General features: G+C 33.9%; 17 protein-coding genes. 6 read left to right on the forward strand and 11 right to left on the reverse strand.

What is annotated here, in order from left to right; genetic code table 11:
- The 3 genes from P8H68_RS09585 to P8H68_RS09595 all read left to right on the forward strand — a co-directional run.
- The coding region (locus P8H68_RS09585; protein ID WP_300324092.1) for an MFS transporter at positions 1-897 on the forward strand (897 nt) is incomplete at its 5' end.
- A 57-nt stretch (positions 898-954) separates the two neighbouring features.
- Complete coding sequence (locus P8H68_RS09590) at positions 955-1,881, forward strand: Na/Pi symporter (protein WP_300324095.1); 927 nt, start codon at positions 955-957, stop codon at positions 1,879-1,881.
- Positions 1,882-2,016: 135 nt separating this feature from the next.
- A complete protein-coding gene (locus P8H68_RS09595) occupies positions 2,017-2,496 on the forward strand; it encodes an Mpo1-like protein (RefSeq protein ID WP_300324098.1) in 480 nt (159 codons plus the stop codon).
- Positions 2,497-2,575: 79 nt separating this feature from the next.
- On the opposite strand, the gene P8H68_RS09600 is transcribed toward P8H68_RS09595, so the two are convergent.
- The 4 genes from P8H68_RS09600 to P8H68_RS09615 all read right to left on the reverse strand — a co-directional run bounded on the left by P8H68_RS09600 (position 2,576) and on the right by P8H68_RS09615 (position 10,596).
- On the reverse strand, positions 2,576-3,418 hold the full coding sequence (locus P8H68_RS09600; protein WP_300324101.1) for a mechanosensitive ion channel domain-containing protein: 843 nt from the start codon (positions 3,416-3,418) through the stop codon (positions 2,576-2,578).
- A 63-nt stretch (positions 3,419-3,481) separates the two neighbouring features.
- Positions 3,482-4,150, reverse strand: a complete 669-nt coding sequence (locus tag P8H68_RS09605; protein ID WP_300324104.1) for a hypothetical protein — start codon at positions 4,148-4,150, stop codon at positions 3,482-3,484.
- Positions 4,151-4,153: 3 nt separating this feature from the next.
- On the reverse strand, positions 4,154-9,481 hold the full coding sequence (locus P8H68_RS09610; RefSeq protein ID WP_300324107.1) for a glycosyl hydrolase: 5,328 nt from the start codon (positions 9,479-9,481) through the stop codon (positions 4,154-4,156).
- A gap of 398 nt (positions 9,482-9,879) precedes the next feature.
- Positions 9,880-10,596, reverse strand: a complete 717-nt coding sequence (locus tag P8H68_RS09615) for a hypothetical protein (protein WP_300324110.1) — start codon at positions 10,594-10,596, stop codon at positions 9,880-9,882.
- Between the two features lie 146 nt (positions 10,597-10,742).
- Here P8H68_RS09615 and recQ point away from each other — a divergent pair, with 146 nt between their 5' ends.
- A complete protein-coding gene (gene recQ, locus P8H68_RS09620) occupies positions 10,743-12,863 on the forward strand; it encodes a DNA helicase RecQ (protein ID WP_300324113.1) in 2,121 nt (706 codons plus the stop codon).
- Here recQ and bshA read toward each other — a convergent pair whose 3' ends face one another.
- The 7 genes from bshA to P8H68_RS09655 all read right to left on the reverse strand — a co-directional run bounded on the left by bshA (position 12,864) and on the right by P8H68_RS09655 (position 20,153).
- The gene (gene bshA / locus P8H68_RS09625; RefSeq protein WP_300324116.1) at positions 12,864-14,000 is read right to left on the reverse strand and encodes an N-acetyl-alpha-D-glucosaminyl L-malate synthase BshA; all 1,137 of its coding nucleotides are present in this window, start codon (positions 13,998-14,000) and stop codon (positions 12,864-12,866) included.
- 68 nt (positions 14,001-14,068) lie between these two features.
- On the reverse strand, positions 14,069-14,992 hold the full coding sequence (locus tag P8H68_RS09630; RefSeq protein WP_300324119.1) for a UDP-3-O-(3-hydroxymyristoyl)glucosamine N-acyltransferase: 924 nt from the start codon (positions 14,990-14,992) through the stop codon (positions 14,069-14,071).
- A gap of 100 nt (positions 14,993-15,092) precedes the next feature.
- A complete protein-coding gene (gene efp / locus P8H68_RS09635; protein ID WP_300324122.1) occupies positions 15,093-15,659 on the reverse strand; it encodes an elongation factor P in 567 nt (188 codons plus the stop codon).
- 12 nt (positions 15,660-15,671) lie between these two features.
- On the reverse strand, positions 15,672-16,454 hold the full coding sequence (gene lpxA / locus P8H68_RS09640) for an acyl-ACP--UDP-N-acetylglucosamine O-acyltransferase (protein ID WP_300324125.1): 783 nt from the start codon (positions 16,452-16,454) through the stop codon (positions 15,672-15,674).
- A gap of 1 nt (position 16,455) precedes the next feature.
- Positions 16,456-17,847, reverse strand: a complete 1,392-nt coding sequence (locus tag P8H68_RS09645) for a bifunctional UDP-3-O-[3-hydroxymyristoyl] N-acetylglucosamine deacetylase/3-hydroxyacyl-ACP dehydratase (RefSeq protein ID WP_300324128.1) — start codon at positions 17,845-17,847, stop codon at positions 16,456-16,458.
- Between the two features lies 1 nt (position 17,848).
- Positions 17,849-18,883 carry a UDP-3-O-(3-hydroxymyristoyl)glucosamine N-acyltransferase gene (gene lpxD, locus P8H68_RS09650; protein WP_300324131.1) on the reverse strand — a complete coding sequence of 345 codons (1,035 nt, stop codon included), beginning with the start codon at positions 18,881-18,883 and terminating at the stop codon, positions 17,849-17,851.
- A gap of 40 nt (positions 18,884-18,923) precedes the next feature.
- The gene (locus P8H68_RS09655) at positions 18,924-20,153 is read right to left on the reverse strand and encodes an HD domain-containing protein (protein ID WP_300324134.1); all 1,230 of its coding nucleotides are present in this window, start codon (positions 20,151-20,153) and stop codon (positions 18,924-18,926) included.
- Positions 20,154-20,266: 113 nt separating this feature from the next.
- On the opposite strand from P8H68_RS09655, the gene P8H68_RS09660 reads away from it, so the two are divergent.
- Together P8H68_RS09660 and tsaE are read left to right on the forward strand one after the other, a co-directional pair.
- Positions 20,267-21,814, forward strand: a complete 1,548-nt coding sequence (locus tag P8H68_RS09660) for a bifunctional response regulator/alkaline phosphatase family protein (protein ID WP_300324137.1) — start codon at positions 20,267-20,269, stop codon at positions 21,812-21,814.
- Between the two features lie 18 nt (positions 21,815-21,832).
- Complete coding sequence (gene tsaE / locus P8H68_RS09665; protein WP_300324140.1) at positions 21,833-22,243, forward strand: tRNA (adenosine(37)-N6)-threonylcarbamoyltransferase complex ATPase subunit type 1 TsaE; 411 nt, start codon at positions 21,833-21,835, stop codon at positions 22,241-22,243.
- The last annotated feature ends 24 nt before the right edge of the window (positions 22,244-22,267 follow it).

A 22,267-nucleotide genomic window follows, 5' to 3' on the forward strand; every position in this document is an offset into this window, starting at 1 on the left:
AGGGTTCTACAAGGCATTGGACTTTCCGCACCAAGAACGATAAGCGTATCCATCATTAGAGATAAATATTCAGGAAACTACATGGCAAGAATTATGTCATTTGTGACTGTAATTTTCATTCTTATTCCAATGGTTGCTCCTATCATAGGACAACAAATTTTAATTTATTTCAATTGGCAAAGCATATTTTATTTTCAAATTCTATTTGCTCTATTGGTATTACTATGGTTTGCATTCCGTCAAGAAGAAACTTTGATAAAATCTAACAGATTAAAACTTACAAAAGAACTTTTTATCAATGGTGCTAAAGAATTTTTCAAATTCCGAACAACTCTTTTATACACCAGTATTACAGGAATTATAACTGGATGCTTTATGGTTTTCTTAAGTGCCTCCAAACAAATATTCCAAGACCAATATGGATATCAAAACGCCTATGTATACATCATTGCAGCAATCTCTTTTTTCCTTGGGCTTGCTACATTATTTAACGGTAGCATGGTATTGAAATTTGGCATGAAAAGAATTTCAAACATGGCACTCTGTATATTTTCAATAGTCTCTTTACTTTATATCGGTTTATTTTTCAATCAGCCAAATCCAAATATATTAACTATCTATATTTTTATGGCTCTTCAATTTCTATGTCTTGGATTTATTTTTGGAAATATAAGAGCACTTACAATGGAACCTATTGGTCATGTTGCTGGTATAGGAGCTGCTTTATCAGGATTCCTATCCACATTAATTGCAGTTCCTATAGCAATGTTAATCGGAAAATTCATCAACACAACCGCACTACCAATGTTTGTAGGATTTTTTGCCTGTAGCTTCTTATCTATCTTAATCATTCAATACTTCTCAAAATCATCTCTCCCTCCAAATTATAATAATTAAAAATGAAAAATTTATTCCATTTTTTTTTATATTTTGTAGTTCCTATAAAAAACTAGAATGGAAGTAATTTGGTGGAAAGTATTGGTCTCAGTAATTGCAGCAATTGGACTCTTTACGCATAGTCTTGAAAGTTTTTCTCAAAATTTTTTAAAATATGTAAGTGGTACATTTCAATCCAGTATCGAACGATTTACACAAAATAAATTCAAAGGTGTTTTTTTCGGTTTTTCGGCTACTGCTTTGGTTCAATCTAGTAGCGCGGTGGTAGCCATCGTTATTAGTATCGTAGACAGCGGGGTTATTTCTTTCGGAAATTCATTACCTATATTGTTAGGAAGCAATATTGGAACCACAGTCACAGCATGGTTGGTCTCCTTTAAAATTGAAGCTTTAGGAATATCCTTAATTGCTCTGGGATTTATACTCGGTTATTTTAAAGGTAGAATTTCAATAGCTGCCAAACCTATATTTTATTTAGGACTCATACTTTTTAGTTTAGAATTAATTAGCCAGAATCTAGACCCCGTCAAGGAGAGTCCTTTGATGGAAACATTTTTATCATACGCTACTATTCCCATTATCGGGGTTTTAATAGGAGCCTTTGTAACAGCAATTTGCCAATCAAGTTCAGTAACGATCGGTTTATCCATAATTTTATGTTCAAATGGAGTTTTGGATTTAAATGGTGCTATAGCTATTGTGGTAGGTTCTAACATTGGAACCACGAGTACTGCATTTTTAGCTGCTATGAACTTGCAACATGCTGCCAAAAGAACAGCCATAGCCAATCTAATTTTTAATAGTATTGGAGTATTAATCTATTTACCCTTAGCTATTTTTTTTGTAATCTTAGTTCAACAACTTACCAACTCATTAGCATACCAGGTAGCTTTTGCTCATTTATTCTTCAATATAGCTATTGCAATTATTCTTTTACCTTTCACTAAAAAACTAGCACATTTTTTAGAACGTAAAATAAATTAACTTGTTACTTCCTGTAGTCTAAAACATACAGCTATTTCTATCCTACTAGTCAATTTATTTTCAATAATTTACTATCAAATTATATTTCTAATATTGCCAAAAATTTAGTAACTTCTAGGTAAAATAAGATAATTTATGTCTAGAAAAATTGACACATTATTAGAAGAATATGGTGTAAGTCATAAAAACGAAACCAACAAAGCCATTCATTGGATCTGTGTTCCATTGATATTTTGGTCTATCGTTGCCCTATTATACAGCATTCCCAATACGCAATTGCAGTCCATACTAGGAGCTAATTTTTTTTCCAATTGGGCAAGTATTGCATTGTTGTTAGTATCAATATATTACATGTCCCTTTCTAGATCACTTGCTATTGGTATGTTTGCCTTTAGCATAATTTGTGTACATCTCTGTGAATTTTTAGAAACTTATATGCAGGTCCCTTTATGGCAGACAAGTTTAGTTGTATTTGTTTTAGCTTGGATTGGGCAATTTTATGGTCATAAAGTAGAAGGTAAAAAACCATCATTCTTAAAGGACCTACAATTCCTATTGATAGGACCTGGTTGGTTGTTACACTTTATTTACAAACGATTGGAAATTAAATATTAGCTCATTAATTTTTCTTAAAATCCATTAAACTAAAAAAGCTCATGATTTTCATGAACTTTTTTTGTTCTATCAAATCCATTTATTTGATTGGATTTGAATTGTTCATGTGCACATCCAATTGCGGAAAAGGAATGGAAATATCGTTTGCCTGAAACTTTTTTTCTATTACGATTCGAATATCACTTTTTATTCTTTCGATTTCAAAAATATTTACACTTGAAAACAATAAAGAAAAATCTAAAGAAGAGTTTCCAAAATTAGAAAGTCGCACCTGAACCGTACCATCTTCCAAAACTTCATTATGACTAGTTGCAGCATCTTGTAATAATTTCATCACCAAAGTCACATCACTTCCATAAGCTACTCCCACAGTGATTACAAATTGTGTTCTTCTTGATTGATTGCTCCAATTGATCACCTTGTTTGTCGTGATGATAGAATTCGGGATCAAAATCACAATATTCATTCTTGTTTTTGCTTGCGAAGTTCGAAGGCCAATCTCTTCTATAATCACAATTTCACCGTCAATATCTAAAATATCACCAACTTTAACGGACTTCTCAAAGAGAAGCAACACACCTGATAAAATATCATTGAATGTTTGTTGAAACCCAAGTCCAATACCCACTAACAAAGCGGCAGAACCAGCCAGTAAAACACTGATTTTCACACCAACTATTTCTAACATAAAAATCACCACTATAATCCAAATAAAATATTTAATTATTTGGAACATAGCGAAAGAATTTCCGGTATCTATGTTATGAATCCTTGTCTCTCTATCCAATGCTTTTTTGATCAACCACAAAATTAATTTGGTCGCAAAAAACAACAAAGTCGCTGTGACAACCTCAAAAACAGTCAAAGAATGATGTTGGTACACATACAATTCAAAATTCAATAGTTCATTCAATTCTTCCATAAAAGCATTATTTATGCCAAAATAACACAAAAATCACAAACTAGAAACTATCAATTTTAAAGCTTAGTCCACTGTAAACTGCCAAACTTGTCCAATTGCCTCTCCTCCATTAGAATCCTTCACATCAATCCTCCAATAATAGGTATCTGCAGTCAAACTAACATCAAAATAATTATTGCTAATATCTGTGGCTTCTTTCACAAGCATATTTTCAGAACTTCCTACATAGACATCAAAAACTAGCACATCATTTTCATCCAAATCCTCACCTTCCCATTGCAATCTTATGATGCCAGAAGCAATATTGTCATTCTGAGAAGGGGCCAACAAACTGGCCGCAAAAGGAACATGATTTTCAATTCCTTCTGTTTCAGAATAAAAGCTGTAAACACTACTAAATTCACTTGAAGCTCCAGAATTATCCGTGGCAAGAACTCTCCAGTAATAAATAGCATCTCCAGTTACGCTAATCGCTTTTGAAGTTTGCTCCACCACCTCTTCCAATACCAAAGATGAAAAAGATATGGTGTTAGAAACCTCTAACAAATAGGAAACGGTATCTCCATCAGAATCTGCCGATGGCTCCCATTCCAATGTCAAAATCAAATCTGTACAAGCTTGATTATTGGCAGGAAACACCAATTCTGGTATCGTTGGAGCATTATTTGAGTCTTCTGTGGCACAACTATAAAACAATACAGTCAGACCGATGATATATATAATATTTTTCATGATTTATTCTTTAATAATTTTTAACTGAATAGATTCCTCCAATTCCAATTGCACATAATAAACACCTTTAGAAAGCTTATCAACATCTAAAGCTATCCTTTCATTTTCAACTGAAACTTTCTCTGAAAACACAAGAGCTCCATAAGCCGAATAAATTTGGACCATTACTTGATCTTCAAAATTTGGAGTATGAATAAACAATTCGTCTTTCACCGGATTTGGATAGGTTTTAATATCACTATACAGGTCAATTTTCTTCTCATAAATTCCTTCACATTCCGCATCCGTTTTAACAGACACAACATCCCCCTGACTCGCTGGTATGGTAAATGTTTCTAAATCTGTTTTTAAAATCATTGCGTCATTTACATATACTTGGTAAGGCGCTGTCCCTTTTTCCATGGTAATTGTTGTGTATTTCTTTGAAATCAAGCTTTTTGCCGCTACAGAGACACCCGCTTCTATTTCCACAGTATAGCACTGAATATGATTCATCCCAATTGTTTCTATACACAGGTCGTATTCGCCAGGCTCCAAGTCCTCAATGTTCAATTTATTATTTTCAAAAGTGTATTTAACTGAGTTCAAACTAGCTTCATAATTAAAGTTTTCATTTGCCGATATTTCAATCATTCCATTTCCTTTCCCAATACAACCTTCTCCAATTGTTTTAATAGTAAAATTATTTGAAGGAATCTCAATATTCAACGGACAACCATTGGCATCAACAGCTGTGTTTCCTGGAGTATCAGGACATAAATCACTTATATCTAACACACCGTCTCCATCACTATCTAAATCACCACCCGTATCTTCACAAGTTGTCCCCACTTCATATGTTAAATAGTCCGTCACTGCTAAACCTCCTGCAAAAGCAAACTTACAGGCGTAATTCACAATAGTACCATTGCTTACATTGCTAATTGTTTTTGTGAATTTTTTTCCAGACACTAAATCCATTTGAGTTTCTACAAAAGGACTTTTCTGCCATAAAAATGCAAGAACTCCATCTCTTTCATCCAATAATTCAAATGTTATTTTTAAATCGTTACCAACGGTTTCAAATTCATAAGAATATCCTATCCCAAAACTTCCTTCAATTGCACCAGATTTCTGACCACTACAATTTGTATTGGTATCTACTGATGTCGTTGCCGAAACAACCATTGGAGAATTTGTTGTAATATTTCCGGCTAAATCCGCTGCAGAAATATTGAAAGTATACGCTGTATTCGGATTCAAGGCTGTAATTGTAATCGCTTCTGTTTTCCCAGAATCTGCTGAAACAACAATTTCTTTATTTCCATAAGATACGGTATACACTATCACACCTGAATCATCATTTGCAAAAGCATTTAAAACTACAGAACTACCAGTAACACTCGCTGTAGTTGCCGTAAAATCAGTAGGGGCTGCAACATCATTACTACCATTTCCACTACAATCTGTACCAACTACATAATTTAGATATTTTGTTACTGCTTGTCCGCCATTGAACGCAAACTTACATGCATAACTAATACTTTCACCGTTACTAGGACCTGCTATCGTTTTAGAATACACACCATCTCCTAAATAATCCATTTCTGATTCCTCAAACGGACTTTCTTTCCACAAATAAGCTGCAGCTCCTTGTTTGTCAGAATCTAATAATTCAAAGAAAATTGTTACAGATTCTCCTACAGACTCAAAAGTTGCTTTATATCCAACAGTAAAACTACCTTGCTGACTGTCTGAAGAAGTTTCTTCACAGAATTTAACAGCTTCCACAGAGACTACCACTGCTTCAGAATTTCCTTCTAAACCATCCGCATCTATTGCTTTTGCGGTAATCGTATGTTCTCCAACACTAGCCTCTTCAAAAACAAATTCAAAAGGAGCCGATAGATCCTCTCCTAACTTTAATTCACCATCGTAAAATTCAACTTTCACCACTTCCGCTTCCAAATCATTTGCCAAAGTTGTTATTTCAATATCTTGTCCCTGCTTAAAAGTAGTACCGTCTTCTGGAGATGTTATCGTAACAGTAGGATTTGTATTTCCTGTTTCTGATACAATGACCAACACTTCACTAGAAGACACATAATTTCCTTTATATACCTTTAATTTAAATTTATAAATCCCGTCAACTAAATTTTCAACCGAAGGAGAAATAGTAGTATGATCTGAGAAACTTGCAACAGTAGGTCCATATATTTGTTCCCATACATATGTTGCTCCTTCTGAACTTGGACTACTTGCAGATCCATTTAAAGTAGCCGTACTTGCAGGCAACACGACCACCACATTTTCTCCTGCATTTGCATAAGGAGCGGAATAACTTAAATCTCCGGTTCTTGTAAATGTCAACTTTCCTAAGTTAAATTCACCTTGATCAAAATTCAACCTTAGCACTTGTTTTCCCTTGTATAATGGAATTGCATTTACCGTTTTGGTCGCAAAAGTAGACCAATTACTGCTACTAGTTGAGTTCAAATAGATATCCGAACTGATTTTTGCTCCCTCTACCTCTAAATGAAAAGGTCCACCTCCATTAGAATTCCCAGAAGCATACCTTAAGCTTAAATCGTACAGTCCAGAACTTTCAACATCAACCGTATATTCTACCCATTCACCGGAAGAAATCCAACCGATAGTTGCTCCTTCGCCATTTACAGAGGCAACATCAACAGCATCTTCCAATCTAAAATCTCCCTCGTTTACTGTAGAAACATCAACATAAGAAATTCCACTAGCATTTCCTCCTTCATAGCTATCATAATGTCCAGATTCAAAACTACCTGGAATTTGAAACTCCGATCCACTATAGGGTTGTTGTTCACCAACAATAACCTCAACAGAATTTGAAACATTAAAGTTTACGCCATCATAAATTTTAGCATACATACCATGTTTTCCTAAACTTAAATTAGCAGCATCAATTTCATAAGGAGCATTGGTATCTTCTCCTATCAATTTACCATTATCGTAAAATTCCACTTTAGAAACATTTCCTGCACCAATAGCAACTTCCAAAGCAACACTTCCATTTGCATAAGCATTTTCAAAACTTGATGATAATACTCCTGTAATGTCAACATCTCTATTGGTCCCCATAGAATTGGGCGCCACTGTCAATTGAAATCCATCCGAAAAGGAAACTACCAATTCTTGATTAGAATAATTGTGCGCTACATAAGTTTTGCTACCATTTTTTTCAAAAACAGCAGAGATTGGGTAATCTGATTTAATTTCATTCTTTAATTGTCCCATCGCATTCATACTATGAATCCAATGATAAGTTTGCGCATCCGACACACCAAATTTCATCACTCTATCTGGATAAGAATCGTACAATTCAATCGCTCTCTCAGGATCTAAAAAAGACAAGTATTTCCATATAGTATCATGCCATAAATTTGGATTTGTGTCATTGGTACTTAAAATCCCGGTATTAGCTTGTAATTCATCCCAAATTTTCTGCAAATAATCTTGATTTTGACCTAAATATAAAGATCCTGCATGCATCGGATACAATTCGATTCCATAAGATGCGGTAATATCAGATGTCCAAAAAGTACCATTGTCATAAGAGTTACCCCATACCCTCGAAACCATACCATACAATTGACCGTCCTTAAAATTACGTTCCTCCATATCAAACCAATATTCTTCTATGGCAGTTTGTTCTGTAGTATATAAATAAACTCCTAAATCTCTAATTTCATCATTACCCGTAATGGTTCCCCAATGAATTAAAGAAGAATTGAATTGCATACTCTCTGAAGTAGATTCCTGATCGTTTCCTTGAGGAAAAGTTGCAAAACCATTTGCCCAACAATGACCTGCATAGGGACTAAAATTTCTTAAAAATGGAAATTTGTCATCGTTTCTATCTGCGCTTGCAGCATCTCTTACCAAGATATCTATGAATTCTCCCCATTCATTTGCCCATCCAGGTTCAAACTGTTCCATAAACGCAGCCGCATGGATAAAATATCCCCAATGAAAGTGATGGTCATTTATATTAGAATCTTGACCATGTCCTGCAGGATACCCCAACATTGCTGACCAATTTTCATTATAATAAAACAAAAAAGCTACTTCTCCTGACTGATATGTCAACCAATCTTCAAGCCTTTCCTTAATCGTAGCAATCATCTTGTCACGTGCTTCCAGATCCTCCATTTGATCTGCGATCCTGGCTGTTTGAATGAGCCTATTCATAACTTGACCTTCATTATAAGAATCCGTCCAAGTAGCCAATCCATCATTTTCAATTTGACTAATTTTCTCAGACAGCTCAGAAGGGCTAAAACTTTCACTATAGTTTGATAAATAAGGTAATGTTGGTAAAATACCACTATAATTATTTGACACTGAAAAAGTATTTCCACTCATGGTTTTCACCTCTCCTCTAACCGACTCATAGCTATGCTTCTGAGGACTATTAGAACCTGCCGCTAAATTGTTCCATTGATGTGGTAACAATCCTAGTAGCATATCCGAATCCGTTCCTTCCTTAACCTCAGTAGTAACACTAAAATCGGTTACAACAGTACCTCCCGTGGTATTGTAATCCCAATTAACTTCTGTATTTGCAGGAAAAACATAGGCATATTTTTTATACTCATTCGCAACGGTAGAAACTGCAGATGTATTTTGAGGCAGCATGGCAGCTGACCAATAATTTTTGCCATTCAAAGAAGATGTATATACATTTCCTGAAACCTCCCACTGACTACCTACCGGTGCATATATAGCAAAATCTGCCCCATGACTAGCATTTTCAATCAATAACATTTCGTTGGAAACAGTAACTGTTCCTGACACCACCTCAACTCGAACCTCAGATTCTGAATCTTTTTCAAAATATAAAAAAGGCATTGCTATTCCTGTCGTGGTTTTCATCTGCCTTGTATTATCATTCCAATCCATGGTTACGGTCCAATCCGAATAATCTGAAACCGTAGTCTTTGAAGTATTTAAATTGGAAAGACCTATATTGATCGGTGCAGAATCACCTATAACTCCCCAAGGTATATAAGTAACAACAAGACCTGTGTTTGTTGTTTTTAAAGTCATTGGATACGTAAATAGATTTGATGCATGATCTTCTTTTACAACACTAGACCACCAATCGTTTGTTGGCACGGGTTTTCCAATAGCATCACCACTTAACTGAGGAGAGCCACTTGGATAACCATTTCTTCCTGCCTCATCAACACCAGGAAAACTTTTGGTATAGCTTGCACTTCCTACACCTACCGTTTGAGCAGTAATAATGTTTTGAACACAGCCTATAAATAATAGTAACACGAAACTCGCATACCTCATTTTAGAATACTTCATAATTTTGATTTAGTTTAATTTATTTGGTTGTAACCAAAATTACTAAAAGCAAAGACCCACAACTATAATTGTGACACTACACAGAACATACAACTTGAAAAAAAATAGATTCCCTCATAAAAAGCTCTCAAAAATCAATAAACAAAGGGCATTTCTAATGAAAAACTAAACTCTCCAGACCCCCATATAAATTAGGTATTCAACATTTTGTAGGGGCAATGTAAAGTTTTGATGTTGAAATAGCCTTGCCATACAGAAACCAAGTTCACGCTAAAACAGGAAAAAGTAAACAAATGTTAATCGTCGGATTTAATTTCCTTGTATTGTAATGCTTTAAATATCTCGGTTCATCAATCAACTTATCTTTAACGCATTGTTAAAATATCGTTGAATTAGAATTACTCTTGATTTCTTTTATAATAAGGTTTTATTTTTAATTGAATATGAGCCACACGATTCTCACAGCTTGCAATAGCACCTTCAAAACGAATTTTCTTTGGAACCCCAAATGCATAAATACCTTTACCTGCAGCCATTTTATTCAATTTTTTCATTGCTTTTGGAGTTAACTTCTCATACAAAGGCTCAATAATAGTACATTGCTCCACCCTACCATATTCCATATCCCATTGCAAAGCTTTTTTCTCTGTGATTGGTTCTGGACTTTTATACACACTTTTCAATAAGGGAAAAGCAAATTCAAAAACTTCATGTGATCCTGAGTTTATAAACTCAACTATTTCTTTATTTCTAACAATCCAAGAGCGAACAAAATAAGAATCTACTTTAGACAATTGTTTAGAAGCAATAGCCGCATATCCTACCCATTCTATTTCATCTCCTTTTTCCTTTCTCAGAGTATCAAACCATATATAAAAATCTCTGATTTCTGAAACGCTTTGGTATTTTTGAAAACCTAAAGAATCTTGCAAATTAAAAACATTTGCATTTTCCCAAACTTCAGTATTTTTTCTTCGGTCCTTTTTTAACCAACAGCCGTTTTGCAATTCCTCTAAACCTGTCTCTTTTTTATAGGTTTTTATATTTTTCCATTCCTGAGCAAATAAGCTGCTACATATAAATTGAAGTCCTAATACTATTATTATTTTTTGCAATGGAAACTATTTACAGATGTGAATGGAAGATACAAAAGATTTTAATGCTATTTCCACACTCCTTTGTGTTTTAATAATTCATTAAAAAAATAAAGAATAGAGACGAAAAAACTATATTTGTAAGTCTATAAAAGTTTATTTTTTCGATGTCTCAAAAAGAATTATTACACAGCACTTTAAAAGAATATTTTGGTTATGAAAAATTCCGACCACATCAAGAAAAAATAATCACTTCAATTTTAGAGGGCAACGACAACCTTGTGATCATGCCAACCGGAGGAGGAAAATCTGTCTGTTTTCAGTTACCTGCACTTATTTTAGAGGGAGTAACTTTAGTGATATCCCCATTGATTGCATTGATGAAAGATCAGGTAGATGGTTTGAATGCCAATGGAATTCCATCTGCATTTTTAAACAGCTCGCAAACTGAAGAAGAAAACCAAACCATAATCAATAAACTTAAAAAAGGGGCTATCAAACTATTATACTTAGCTCCAGAGAGTTTGGCTTTTTTTGAAATGGTTGTCCAAGAAATTAAAATTAGTTTGATTGCGATTGATGAGGCCCATTGTATTTCTTCTTGGGGTCATGATTTCAGACCTGCTTATACCCAATTAGGATTTTTAAAGAAAAGACTTCCTGAAACGCCTATTGTCGCTCTTACCGCTACTGCGGATAAGGCAACAAGAGAAGATATTCTTACGCAGCTAGGACTTCCAAAATTAGAAAGACACATTGCTTCTTTTGACAGACCCAATATTTCTTTAGAAGTTAGAAGTGCTCAGGACAGAATTATCCAAATTGTAAAATTCATAAAGGAAAGACCTAACACCTCAGGAATCATTTATTGTTTGAGTAGAAAAGCAACAGAACAAGTTGCTGCTAGACTTTCTAAAAATGGTTTCAAGGCAAAAGCCTATCATGCTGGACTTCCGCATGAAGAAAGAGCTCAAATTCAAGAAGATTTTATTTACGACAAAAGTCAAATTATTTGTGCCACCATAGCTTTTGGAATGGGGATCGACAAATCTAATGTCCGTTGGGTTATTCATTACAACCTTCCCAAAAATATGGAAGGTTACTATCAAGAAATTGGAAGAGCCGGTCGAGATGGCGTCAATTCTGAAACCATTTTGTTTTATAGTTATGCTGATGTTATTCAACTTCAAAAATTTGCGCAAAATTCAGGAAATAAAGAGGTGCAACTTTCCAAGTTAGAAAGAATGCAACAGTATACAGAAGCATTGAGCTGCCGAAGAAAAATATTATTGAGCTACTTTGGTGAATTTATTGAAAAAGACTGTGGCAACTGTGATGTCTGTAAAAACCCACCAGAATTCTTTGATGGAACTGTCATTGCTCAAAAAATATTATCTGGCGTTTTTAGATTGAAAGAAAGCGAACCCATAGGAACCTTAGTCGACTTTTTAAGAGGCTCTCAGAATGCAGTAATTTACGACAAAGGCTATCAAAATTTAAAAACGTATGGAATTGCAAAGGATGTTCCATGGAGAGATGTGCAGCAATATATCATCCAATTGATCAACCTCGGATATTGCGAAATTGCATTTCATCAAAACAACGCTTTAAAATTTAGCTCTCTAGCCAAAAATGTTCTTTTTGAAGGAGAAAAAGTGAGACTTACAAAAGTCTTACCAGTTCCATTAACCAAAAAAGAACTTGCGAAAGCTGGTAAAACAAAAAAGTCGACTACTGATTTATTTGAAAGGTTACGTCTATTAAGATTAAAAATTGCCCAGGATCATGAAATACCAGCGTATTTGGTTTTTAATGACGCTGCCTTGAAACAAATGGAAAAGGAAAGACCAATGACGGATGAAGACTTCCTAGCCATTGATGGAGTTGGACGTAAAAAGTTTGAAGACTTTGGTTTTGAATTTATAAAAGAAATTATCGCCTTTCAGAAAGAAAAGACAATTACAAAAAAGAAGGTTAAAAAAACAAAAGGTAATACGTTTTTAGAAACCTTAAAGTTATTCAAACAAGGACTTTCGGCAGAAGAAATATCTGTAGAACGAAAATTAAATTTGATGACTGTACAAACCCATTTTATAAAATTATATCAAGAGGGACATGATATAAATTTAAATGAATTTGTAAACGACAAAGAATTAGAGCTTTTAGAAAATGCAAAAACAGCGCTGAAAAGTCCTAAAACCTTAAAAGCATATTATGAGTTTTTTAAAGAAGAATTGCCCTATAACACTATAAAATTTGGACTAGCCATTCTTGAAAAAAACGAATAGTTATTTGTCTCTTTCAGCATCTAAATCTGCATAAATCTTCTCGTAGGAAGGTAGTATTTCATCAATCGCAAATTTTCTAGAATGCAACCAGGCATTGTTTTTAAATTCTTTCAATCGATCTGCATCGGACAGAATATGAATGGCATTTTTCGCCATATCATCCACATCACCTACATCGCTTAAGAACCCAGTGACGCCATTGACATTTACCTCAGGCAAACCCCCTGAATTACTCGAAATCACAGGACTTTTTGCAGCCATGGCTTCCAAAGCTGCCAACCCGAAACTTTCTGTTTCAGAAGGCAGTAAAAACAAATCTGTATAACAAAGAATCTTTTCTAGCTCAACACTATTCCCAAGGATCAATACATTTTCATAAATCCCCAATTCTTTAGCTTTCAATCTTGCGGCATGTAAGTCTGGACCATCTCCAACTAACAATAATTTAGAAGGTATTTCTTTTTGAACTTTATAAAATATCTCTACCACATCAGAAGTCCTCTTCACAGGTCTGAAATTACTAATATGCGTTAGAATTCTTTCGTTTTCCTCAGCTATCGAATTTCTTTGACACTCTTCATGCAGAATATCTGGATATTTTTCTAATTCTATAAAATTATAAATTACATGAATTTTCTTTTTGATATCAAACAAATCCAATGTTTGATTTTTCAAACTATTTGATACCGTTGTCACAGCATCAGAACTATTGATACTAAATTCAACTGATTTTTTATAGCTAGGATGACTTCCAACTAATGTAATGTCCGTTCCGTGCAAAGTAGTTACAACTTTTACATCAATCCCCTGCTCTTTTAACATCTGTTTAGCCATGAAAGCAGCATACGCATGAGGAATGGCATAATGCACATGCAATATTTCTAACTTGAACTTAGAGACAATCTCAACCATTTTAGCCGATAAAGCCAATTCATAAGGTTGGTATTCAAAAAGAGGGTATTCTTTTATTTGAACCTGATGAAAATGCAAACCACTAGAAATAAAATCCAATCGAACCGGCTGATTGTAAGTTATAAAATGAACCTCATGGTTCTTATGAGCCAAAGCCATACCAAGTTCTGTAGCCACTACGCCACTCCCACCAAAAGTAGGATAACACACAATTCCAATCTTCATGAATCTAATTTTCTATAATTCGTACTATTTGTTCGATATACTAACCAATACTTACAATATGGTATTGTTTATTTTTTAGTATCGTTCAATAATTGTCTGATACCAGCAATCTCCTTTAGTTTTTCTCTAGCTTCAGAGACAGGAGAACCAAAATATGTTTTTCCTCCTTCTAAACCTTTAGAAACACCTGTCTGAGCCAAAACTACAGCCTTTGCTCCTATGGTAATTCCTGAGGTTACCCCAACTTGTCCCCACATCGTAACTTCATCTTCTACAACAACACAACCTGCAATTCCGGTTTGTGAAGCGATCAAACATTTTCTACCAATTACCGTATCATGTCCAATATGAACTTGATTATCAATTTTTGTGCCTTCTTTGATCAAAGTATCGCCTGTTACTCCTCTATCCAATGTACAAAGCGCGCCTAAATCAACATTGTCTTCTAAAACAACTCTCCCTCCAGAAATTAATTTATCAAAACCTGTTTCTCTTTTTTTATAATAAAAGGCATCCCCTCCTAAAACCGTACCACTATGAATAGTTACATTATCTCCTAGAATACAATTGTCGTAAATAGCAACATTTGGATGAATCAAACAATTTTCTCCTATTGTAACATTATTTCCAATAAACACATTAGGTTGTATTACAGTTCCTTCTCCAATGATAGCAGATTCGCTAATACTTGCAGTACTTGCTATAAACGGATTAAAATATTTCGTTAGCGTATTAAAATCACGAAAAGGGTCATCAGAAATTAAAAGTGCCTTGCCATCAGGGCATGCGACTTCTTTATTAATTAAAACAATAGTAGCAGCAGATTCTAAGGCTTTGTCATAATATTTTGGGTGATCCACAAAGACAATATCACCAGGTGTTACAACATGAATTTCATTCATTCCCAAAACAGGAAAGGAATCAAGTCCAACGTATTTACAATTTAAAATTGCAGCTATCTCTTTTAATTCTTGTTGTTTCTTGAATTTCATATTGTTTTCTTTTAAAAGAAAAAGGAACCTTACTCAACTTTTATTAGTCAATTGTAAGATTCCTTTATGATTGTTATATAGTAATTTCTAAACGATATAATTACTCTTTGATACGTTCTTGGTACGTACCTTTTGTAGTTTCAATCTTAATCTTGTCTCCTTCATTGATAAACAAAGGTACATTGATTGTTGCTCCTGTTTCAACAGTTGCAGGTTTCGTTGCATTTGTTGCAGTATTTCCTTTTACTCCTGGCTCTGTATAAGTTACTTCTAAAATAACATTTGCAGGCATATCAACAGCTAATGGTAATTCATCCTCTGCTCTTACAACTACAGTTACAACCTCACCTTCTTTCATCAAGTCTGGTGCATCTAAAATTGCTTTTTCCAAAGTAATTTGATTGTAATCAATAGTATTCATAAAGTTATACATATCACCCTCAGCATATAAGTATTGATACTTTCTAGTCTCAACTCTTACCTCTTCAATTTTATGACCTGCAGAAAATGTATTATCAATTACTTTTCCCGATGTCAAACTTTTCAATTTAGTTCTTACAAAAGCAGGACCTTTACCTGGCTTTACGTGTTGGAACTCTATAATTTTGTAGGTATCACTGTTGTATTTGATACACAATCCATTTTTAATATCTGATGTAGATGCCATTGTATGTTTCTTTTAACTATTAAAATATCCTTTCATAATACCTCTTTGCGAAGTCTGTATGAACCTTATGATTTCATCTCTTTCGTTTGATACTTCCATTTCAGCCTCAATAATTCTTATTGCCTGACTGTTGTTGTATTTACTTTGAAATAAAATTCTGTATATATTCTGAATTTCTCTAATTTTTTCAGTTGTAAAACCTCTACGTCTTAAACCGACTGAGTTGATACCAACATAAGACAAAGGCTCTCTTGCTGCCTTTACAAAAGGAGGAACGTCTTTTCTTACCAAAGAACCACCAGTAACAAAAGCATGATCCCCAATAGAACAAAACTGATGAATCGCTGTCATTCCAGCCAAAATTACACTATTCCCGATTCTAGCATGTCCTGCCAAAGTACTTCCATTAGAAAAAATACAATCGTTTCCAACGATACAATCGTGAGCAACGTGACAATATGCCATGATCAAACAATTGTCTCCAATCACAGTTTTCATTCTGTCAGAAGTACCTCTATTAATAGTAACGCACTCTCTAATGGTTACGTTATTACCAATAATAGTTTTGGTTTCCTCTCCATTATACTTCAAATCTTGAGGCATTGCTGAGATAACTGCTCCGGGAAATATTTTACAATTCTCACCAATTACAGCACCCTCCATAATGGTAACGTTAGAACCAATCCATGTTCCTGAACCGATGGTAACATTATTATGAATAGTAGAAAATGGTTCAATCACCACATTTCTAGCTATTTTAGCTTGAGGATGAATATAGGCTAATGGTTGATTCATATTATTGTTTTTTTGCGATTTGCGCCATTAATTCGGCTTCAACAACTACTTTATTATTTGCATATCCAAAAGCTTGCATATGACAAATACCTCTTCTTATAGGCGACATTAATTCCGCCTTAAAAATCAAAGTATCACCTGGTAATACTTTCTGCTTAAATTTAACATTATCCATTTTCATAAAGAAAGTAAGATAATTCTCAGGGTCAGGCACCGTACTTAACACCAAAACCCCACCACACTGTGCCATTGCTTCAATTTGCAATACTCCAGGCATTACGGGTGCTTCAGGAAAATGTCCCACAAAAAATGGTTCATTCATTGAAACATTCTTAGAACCTACTACATAGGTATCGGTCAACTCCAAAATCTTATCAATCAATAAAAATGGAGGTCTGTGAGGAAGTATCTCCATAATTCTATGAATATCCATCAACGGTGGCGTATTCAAATCATATTGAGGAACTTTGTTTCTTTTTTCTTTCTTGATAATATTTGCCAATTTCTTAGCAAACTTAGTATTGATAGAGTGTCCAGGTTTATTCGCAATAACTTTACCTCTAATCGGAGTTCCAACTAAGGCCAAATCCCCTATTACATCTAATAATTTATGTTTTGCTGCTTCATTTGCCCAGTGCAATGTAAGATTGTCCAACACACCATTTGCCGTTACAGCAATAGCATCCTTATTGAATGCTTTTTTCAACTTATACATTGTATTTTCAGAGATCTCTTTATCTACATAAACAATAGCATTATTTAAATCTCCACCTTTGATAAGGTTGTTATCTAATAACATTTCTAATTCGTGCAAAAAGCTAAAAGTACGCGCATTTGCAATTTCTGATTTGAAATTACTCATTTTCTCTAAAGAAGCATTTTGCGTCCCTAAGATTTGAGTTCCAAAATCTACCATTGTTGTTACTTGATACTCATCAGAAGGAACAATCATTATTTCACTTCCAGTTTCCTCATCTCGGTAACTTATAATTTCTTTTACGATGTATTCGTCGACAATAGCTTCTTGAGTTAAGATACCCGCCTGTTCTATTGCCTGTACAAAAAATTTTGAAGAACCATCCATAATTGGAGGCTCAGAAGCATCTAACTCAATAATTAGATTGGTAACTCCCAATCCAACTGCGGCTGCAAGTACATGCTCAGAGGTATTAATGCTAACACCATTCTTCTCTAAATTGGTTCCTCTTTGTGTATCTGTTACATATTCAGCTTTAGGTTCAATACTAGGCTTCCCTTCTAAATCAACTCTTACAAAAGCATAACCATGATTTTCTGGTGCAGGCTTAAAAGTTAAGGTTACCTCTTTTCCTGTATGTAATCCAATACCTTTAAGCGTAACTTCTTTTTCTATAGTTTGTTGGTTGCGTTGCATTCTATTTTTCTTTTAATGCTTTAATTTCTTTTTCTAACTCGTTTATTTTCTCCACATAAGATGGTAAATTCCTTACAATAGCAGACGATTTGTTCCATTTCTGAATATTGTAAGCCGGAAACCCAATAACAATGTCTTTATCTTTTACATTTTTTCTGACACCAGAAAACCCAGAAACAACAACATCATCTCCAATTTTGATATGTCCTGCAAAAGCGGCTTGACCACCAATCATAGTTCTTTTTCCTATTTTAGTAGATCCTGATATTCCTGTTTGTGCAGCTATCACCGTATTCTCATCAATTTCACAATTATGAGCTATTTGAATTAAATTATCCAACTTCACTCCTTTCCTGATAATGGTAGACCCTAAAGTTGCTCTATCTATGGTCGTATTCGCTCCAATATCAACATTGTCTTCAATGATAACATTTCCTATCTGAGGAATTGCTGTATACACCTTATTTTCATCGGGTGCGAATCCAAATCCATCTGCACCAATAATGGCTCCCGCATGAATTTTACAATTGTTACCAATTTTACAATCAGAATATACTTTTACGCCACTAAATAAAGTGGTACCACTTTCAATAGTTACGTTATCTCCTATATAACAATGAGGGTAAATCTTTACATCATCTCCTATTTTCACATTGTTTCCAATATATGCAAACGCACCTAAATATATATTAATTCCAATCTCTGCGGAGTCACTAATAAAATGCGGTTCCTCTTTTCCTGTTTTATTCTGCTTTACTTCATTATAAAAAGTAAGTAATTTGGTAAATGCAGCATAAGCGTCATCTACTTTAATTAAGGTTGCAGAAATCTTCTTTGTCGGTTCAAAACTTTTGTTAACAATTGCCAAAGAGGCATTTGTTGTATATATATACGAGGTATATTTTTCGTTAGATAAAAAGGTCAAAGCTCCCTCTGTCCCTTCTTCTATTTTTGCAAGCTTAGAAACTTCAACATTGGGATCCCCAACAATATCACCTTCTAATAACTCTGCTATTTGCGTTGCTGTAAATTTCATTGCTTGCAAAAGTATAAAATTAATATGGTTTCTGCCAATCCTATTTCTTCGGGTAACATATGAAATATTTAATCACTGGTTTTGTCAATGCTTGAATATTTAATTGATCTGAAGCTTCAGAGAGATCCTTAATAACACCATTTTTAAAATAGATGTTTATCTTACTTTTTGAAGAGTCATAGGCTTGATTTTGAACACAATCTGTAAAGATAAAATAGCTCAGTTCCTCATCAGAAAACTCCAATTCTTTTTTCTTCAAATCTATCATTGAATGATAATAATCTTCATCAATTGGATCATTGCTCAATTCAATTCTCAATAAATTCCTATTAATAATCATTTTAGATAGGCTAGAAAGAACCTTATCGTCATGACTGATCCAATCTTTTATAGCAGATAGAATGTCATAATCATCTAACTTGGCAAATGTTTTTAAAACTTCGAAATCAAAGTTATTCTCTGAAATTTGATTTTCTAAAAAGAAACTAAAAGCCTTACTTCCACTTAACTTATCCCCTTTTTTAGCCAATTCATTTGCCCTTCTTAATAAATTGACAAGCATTTTTTCGGCCACAACTCCTGTTTTATGAAGGTATACTTGCCAATACATCAAACGTCTTCCTACAATGAATTTTTCTGCAGAATAAATCCCTTTTTCTTCTAGTACCAATTCGTCATCTACTACATATAACATAGCAATCAAACGTTCTGAATTGATATTCCCTTCTGCTACTCCACTATAAAAACTATCTCGTTTTAAATAATCCAATCGATCCATATCTAATTGACTCGAAATCAATTGGTGCATAAATTTTCTTGGATACTTTCCTTCAAACACCTCAATGGCTAAACTTAGCTGACCATTGAATTCTTTATTCAACTCCTTCATATAAAACAAAGAAATCTCTTCATGACTAATTCCAGTCACAATACTATGTTCCAAAGCATGAGAAAAAGGTCCATGCCCAATATCATGTAATAAAATAGCAATATAAAGAGCCGTAGCTTCGTCCTCCGAAATTTCACCCCCCTTGGATCTTAAGGTTTGAACTGCACTCTGCATTAGATGCATACATCCAATGGCATGATGAAATCTTGTATGATGTGCTCCGGGATAAACTAAATACGAAAGTCCCATCTGAGAAATCCTTCTTAATCGCTGAAAATAAGAGTGTTCGATTAAATCAAAAATTAATGCGTTAGGGATAGCAATAAATCCGTAAATTGGGTCGTTTAATATTTTTAATTTATTTGTTTGTTTAGCGCTCAAAATTTTGTTTTTTTGATTGTAACAAATATAACATTCTTTAAGAAACAGTGACTAAATATTCAATTATTAGCTCTATTGAAAATGATTACTTTAAATAACATGAAAGGCAAAAAATGAAAAACATACATATTCTTTGGGTTGATGACGAAATTGAATTATTAAAACCCCATATTTTATTTCTAGAAGGTAAAAACTATGAGGTTTCAAAATGTACTAATGGAGCGGATGCTATCGACTTAATTGCCGAGAACAATTATGACATTGTGTTTCTGGATGAAAACATGCCAGGACTCACAGGAATAGAAACTTTGACGGAAATAAAAAACTCAAAGCCAAACTTACCTGTAATCATGATCACAAAGAGTGAAGAGGAATATATCATGGAAGATGCCATTGGTTCTAAAATCGCCGATTATCTTATCAAACCAGTGAATCCAAGCCAAATATTATTGAGCTTAAAAAAGAATTTAGATCATTCCCGTTTGATTTCTCAAAAAACTACTTCAAATTACCAGCAAGAGTTTCGTAAAATCTCTATGGATTTAGCCATGGTTAATTCTTATGAAGAATGGATAGAACTGTATCAAAAGCTTTTGCATTGGGAATTAGAACTGGAGAATATCAGTGATACTGGAATGCTTAGTATTCTTGAAAGTCAAAAACAAGAAGCAAATAGTTTGTTTTTTAAATTTATTAAAAAGAACTATCAAGATCTTTTAACAGATAATGACAGACCGGCATTCTCTCATACCTTGTTTAAGGAAGAGATTCTTCCGGAAATGACGAACAAAAACGGAACCTTATTGATTGTTATCGATAATCTAAGATACGATCAATGGAAATCCATTGAAACTCACATCAGTCCTTTTTATAAAAAAACAAAAGAAACTCCTTATTTCAGTATACTGCCAACAGCAACTCAATATGCAAGAAACGCGTTTTTCTCCGGAATGACTCCTTTGGACATGGAAAAACAGTTCCCTAATTTTTGGAAAAATGATGAAGACGAGGGAGGAAAAAACCTACATGAAAAAGATTTTTTGGCAGCCCAAATAAAAAGACTAAAACCAGATCTTACATTTGACTACAATAAAATAACAACTTTAAAAGGAGCCAAAGAATTAGATGCTAATTTCAATAGTTTGAAAGCAACTGACTTGTCAGTTATCGTGTATAATTTTGTAGACATGCTTTCACATTCTAAAACGGAATTAGACGTGATCAAAGAGTTGACTGGTGATGAAAAAGCCTATAGATCTCTTACCTTAAGTTGGTTTAAAAACAGTCCTATCTTTAGTACTATTCAGAAAGCTAAAAAGGCAGGTATGCAACTGATCATCACCACCGATCATGGAACTATCAATAGTAAAACACCTACTAAAGTAATTGGGACAAAAAGTATTAGCTCTAATCTGAGATATAAAACAGGAAGAAGTCTTACTTATGAAGACAAAGATGTATATGCCGTTCAAAACCCGAAGGACATATTTCTTCCGACGCAACATATGAACAGTTCTTTTATTTTCGCAAAAGAAGATTTATTTTTTGCATACCCAAATAATTACAATCACTTTGTGAAATATTATAAAAACACCTACCAACATGGGGGAATTTCTTTGGAGGAAATGATCATTCCATGTGCTATCTTTGAACCCAAATAATTTTTTTATAAGTATAACATGGAATTACAATATACCTTGGACAACTTGACGGAAACCGCGCAGGAAATCCTAAAAAACGCAAAACATAAAACGTTTCTTTTTTACGGTGAAATGGGAATGGGAAAAACTACTTTGATCAAGCAGTTAGCGAAAGAACTTGGTGTAAAGGAAGAAGCTAGCTCTCCAACATTTTCATTGGTAAACGAATACATTACAAAAAACAAAGAAAGCCTTTTTCACTTCGATTTTTACAGAATCAATCATGAAGAAGAGGCGTATGATATTGGCCTAGAAGAATATTTATATAGTGACTCTTGGTGTTTTATTGAATGGCCTTCTGTACTAGAAAATTTACTACCTTTAGAGAGTGTTAAATTACACATCACTAAAAACGAAGATAATTCTAGATCCATTCAATTGGAAAATTAACTTGACCTAATAAACTGCTAACCT

The sequence above is a fragment of the Flavicella sp. genome, from assembly GCF_029238425.1.
Taxonomy (GTDB): Bacteria; Bacteroidota; Bacteroidia; order Flavobacteriales; family Flavobacteriaceae; genus Flavicella.

What these genes read in the sequence shown, in the direction of transcription:
- P8H68_RS09660 (WP_300324137.1), top strand. Translation starts at nt 20,267, where the DNA reads ATGAAAAACATACATATTCTTTGGGTTGATGACGAAATTGAATTATTA.
- lpxD (WP_300324131.1), bottom strand. Translation starts at nt 18,883, where the DNA reads ATGAAATTTACAGCAACGCAAATAGCAGAGTTATTAGAAGGTGATATT.
- tsaE (WP_300324140.1), top strand. Translation starts at nt 21,833, where the DNA reads ATGGAATTACAATATACCTTGGACAACTTGACGGAAACCGCGCAGGAA.
- lpxA (WP_300324125.1), bottom strand. Translation starts at nt 16,454, where the DNA reads ATGAATCAACCATTAGCCTATATTCATCCTCAAGCTAAAATAGCTAGA.
- recQ (WP_300324113.1), top strand. Translation starts at nt 10,743, where the DNA reads ATGTCTCAAAAAGAATTATTACACAGCACTTTAAAAGAATATTTTGGT.
- P8H68_RS09610 (WP_300324107.1), bottom strand. Translation starts at nt 9,481, where the DNA reads ATGAAGTATTCTAAAATGAGGTATGCGAGTTTCGTGTTACTATTATTT.
- P8H68_RS09595 (WP_300324098.1), top strand. Translation starts at nt 2,017, where the DNA reads ATGTCTAGAAAAATTGACACATTATTAGAAGAATATGGTGTAAGTCAT.
- P8H68_RS09600 (WP_300324101.1), bottom strand. Translation starts at nt 3,418, where the DNA reads ATGGAAGAATTGAATGAACTATTGAATTTTGAATTGTATGTGTACCAA.
- P8H68_RS09645 (WP_300324128.1), bottom strand. Translation starts at nt 17,847, where the DNA reads ATGCAACGCAACCAACAAACTATAGAAAAAGAAGTTACGCTTAAAGGT.
- efp (WP_300324122.1), bottom strand. Translation starts at nt 15,659, where the DNA reads ATGGCATCTACATCAGATATTAAAAATGGATTGTGTATCAAATACAAC.
- P8H68_RS09605 (WP_300324104.1), bottom strand. Translation starts at nt 4,150, where the DNA reads ATGAAAAATATTATATATATCATCGGTCTGACTGTATTGTTTTATAGT.
- bshA (WP_300324116.1), bottom strand. Translation starts at nt 14,000, where the DNA reads ATGAAGATTGGAATTGTGTGTTATCCTACTTTTGGTGGGAGTGGCGTA.
- P8H68_RS09630 (WP_300324119.1), bottom strand. Translation starts at nt 14,992, where the DNA reads ATGAAATTCAAGAAACAACAAGAATTAAAAGAGATAGCTGCAATTTTA.
- P8H68_RS09590 (WP_300324095.1), top strand. Translation starts at nt 955, where the DNA reads ATGGAAGTAATTTGGTGGAAAGTATTGGTCTCAGTAATTGCAGCAATT.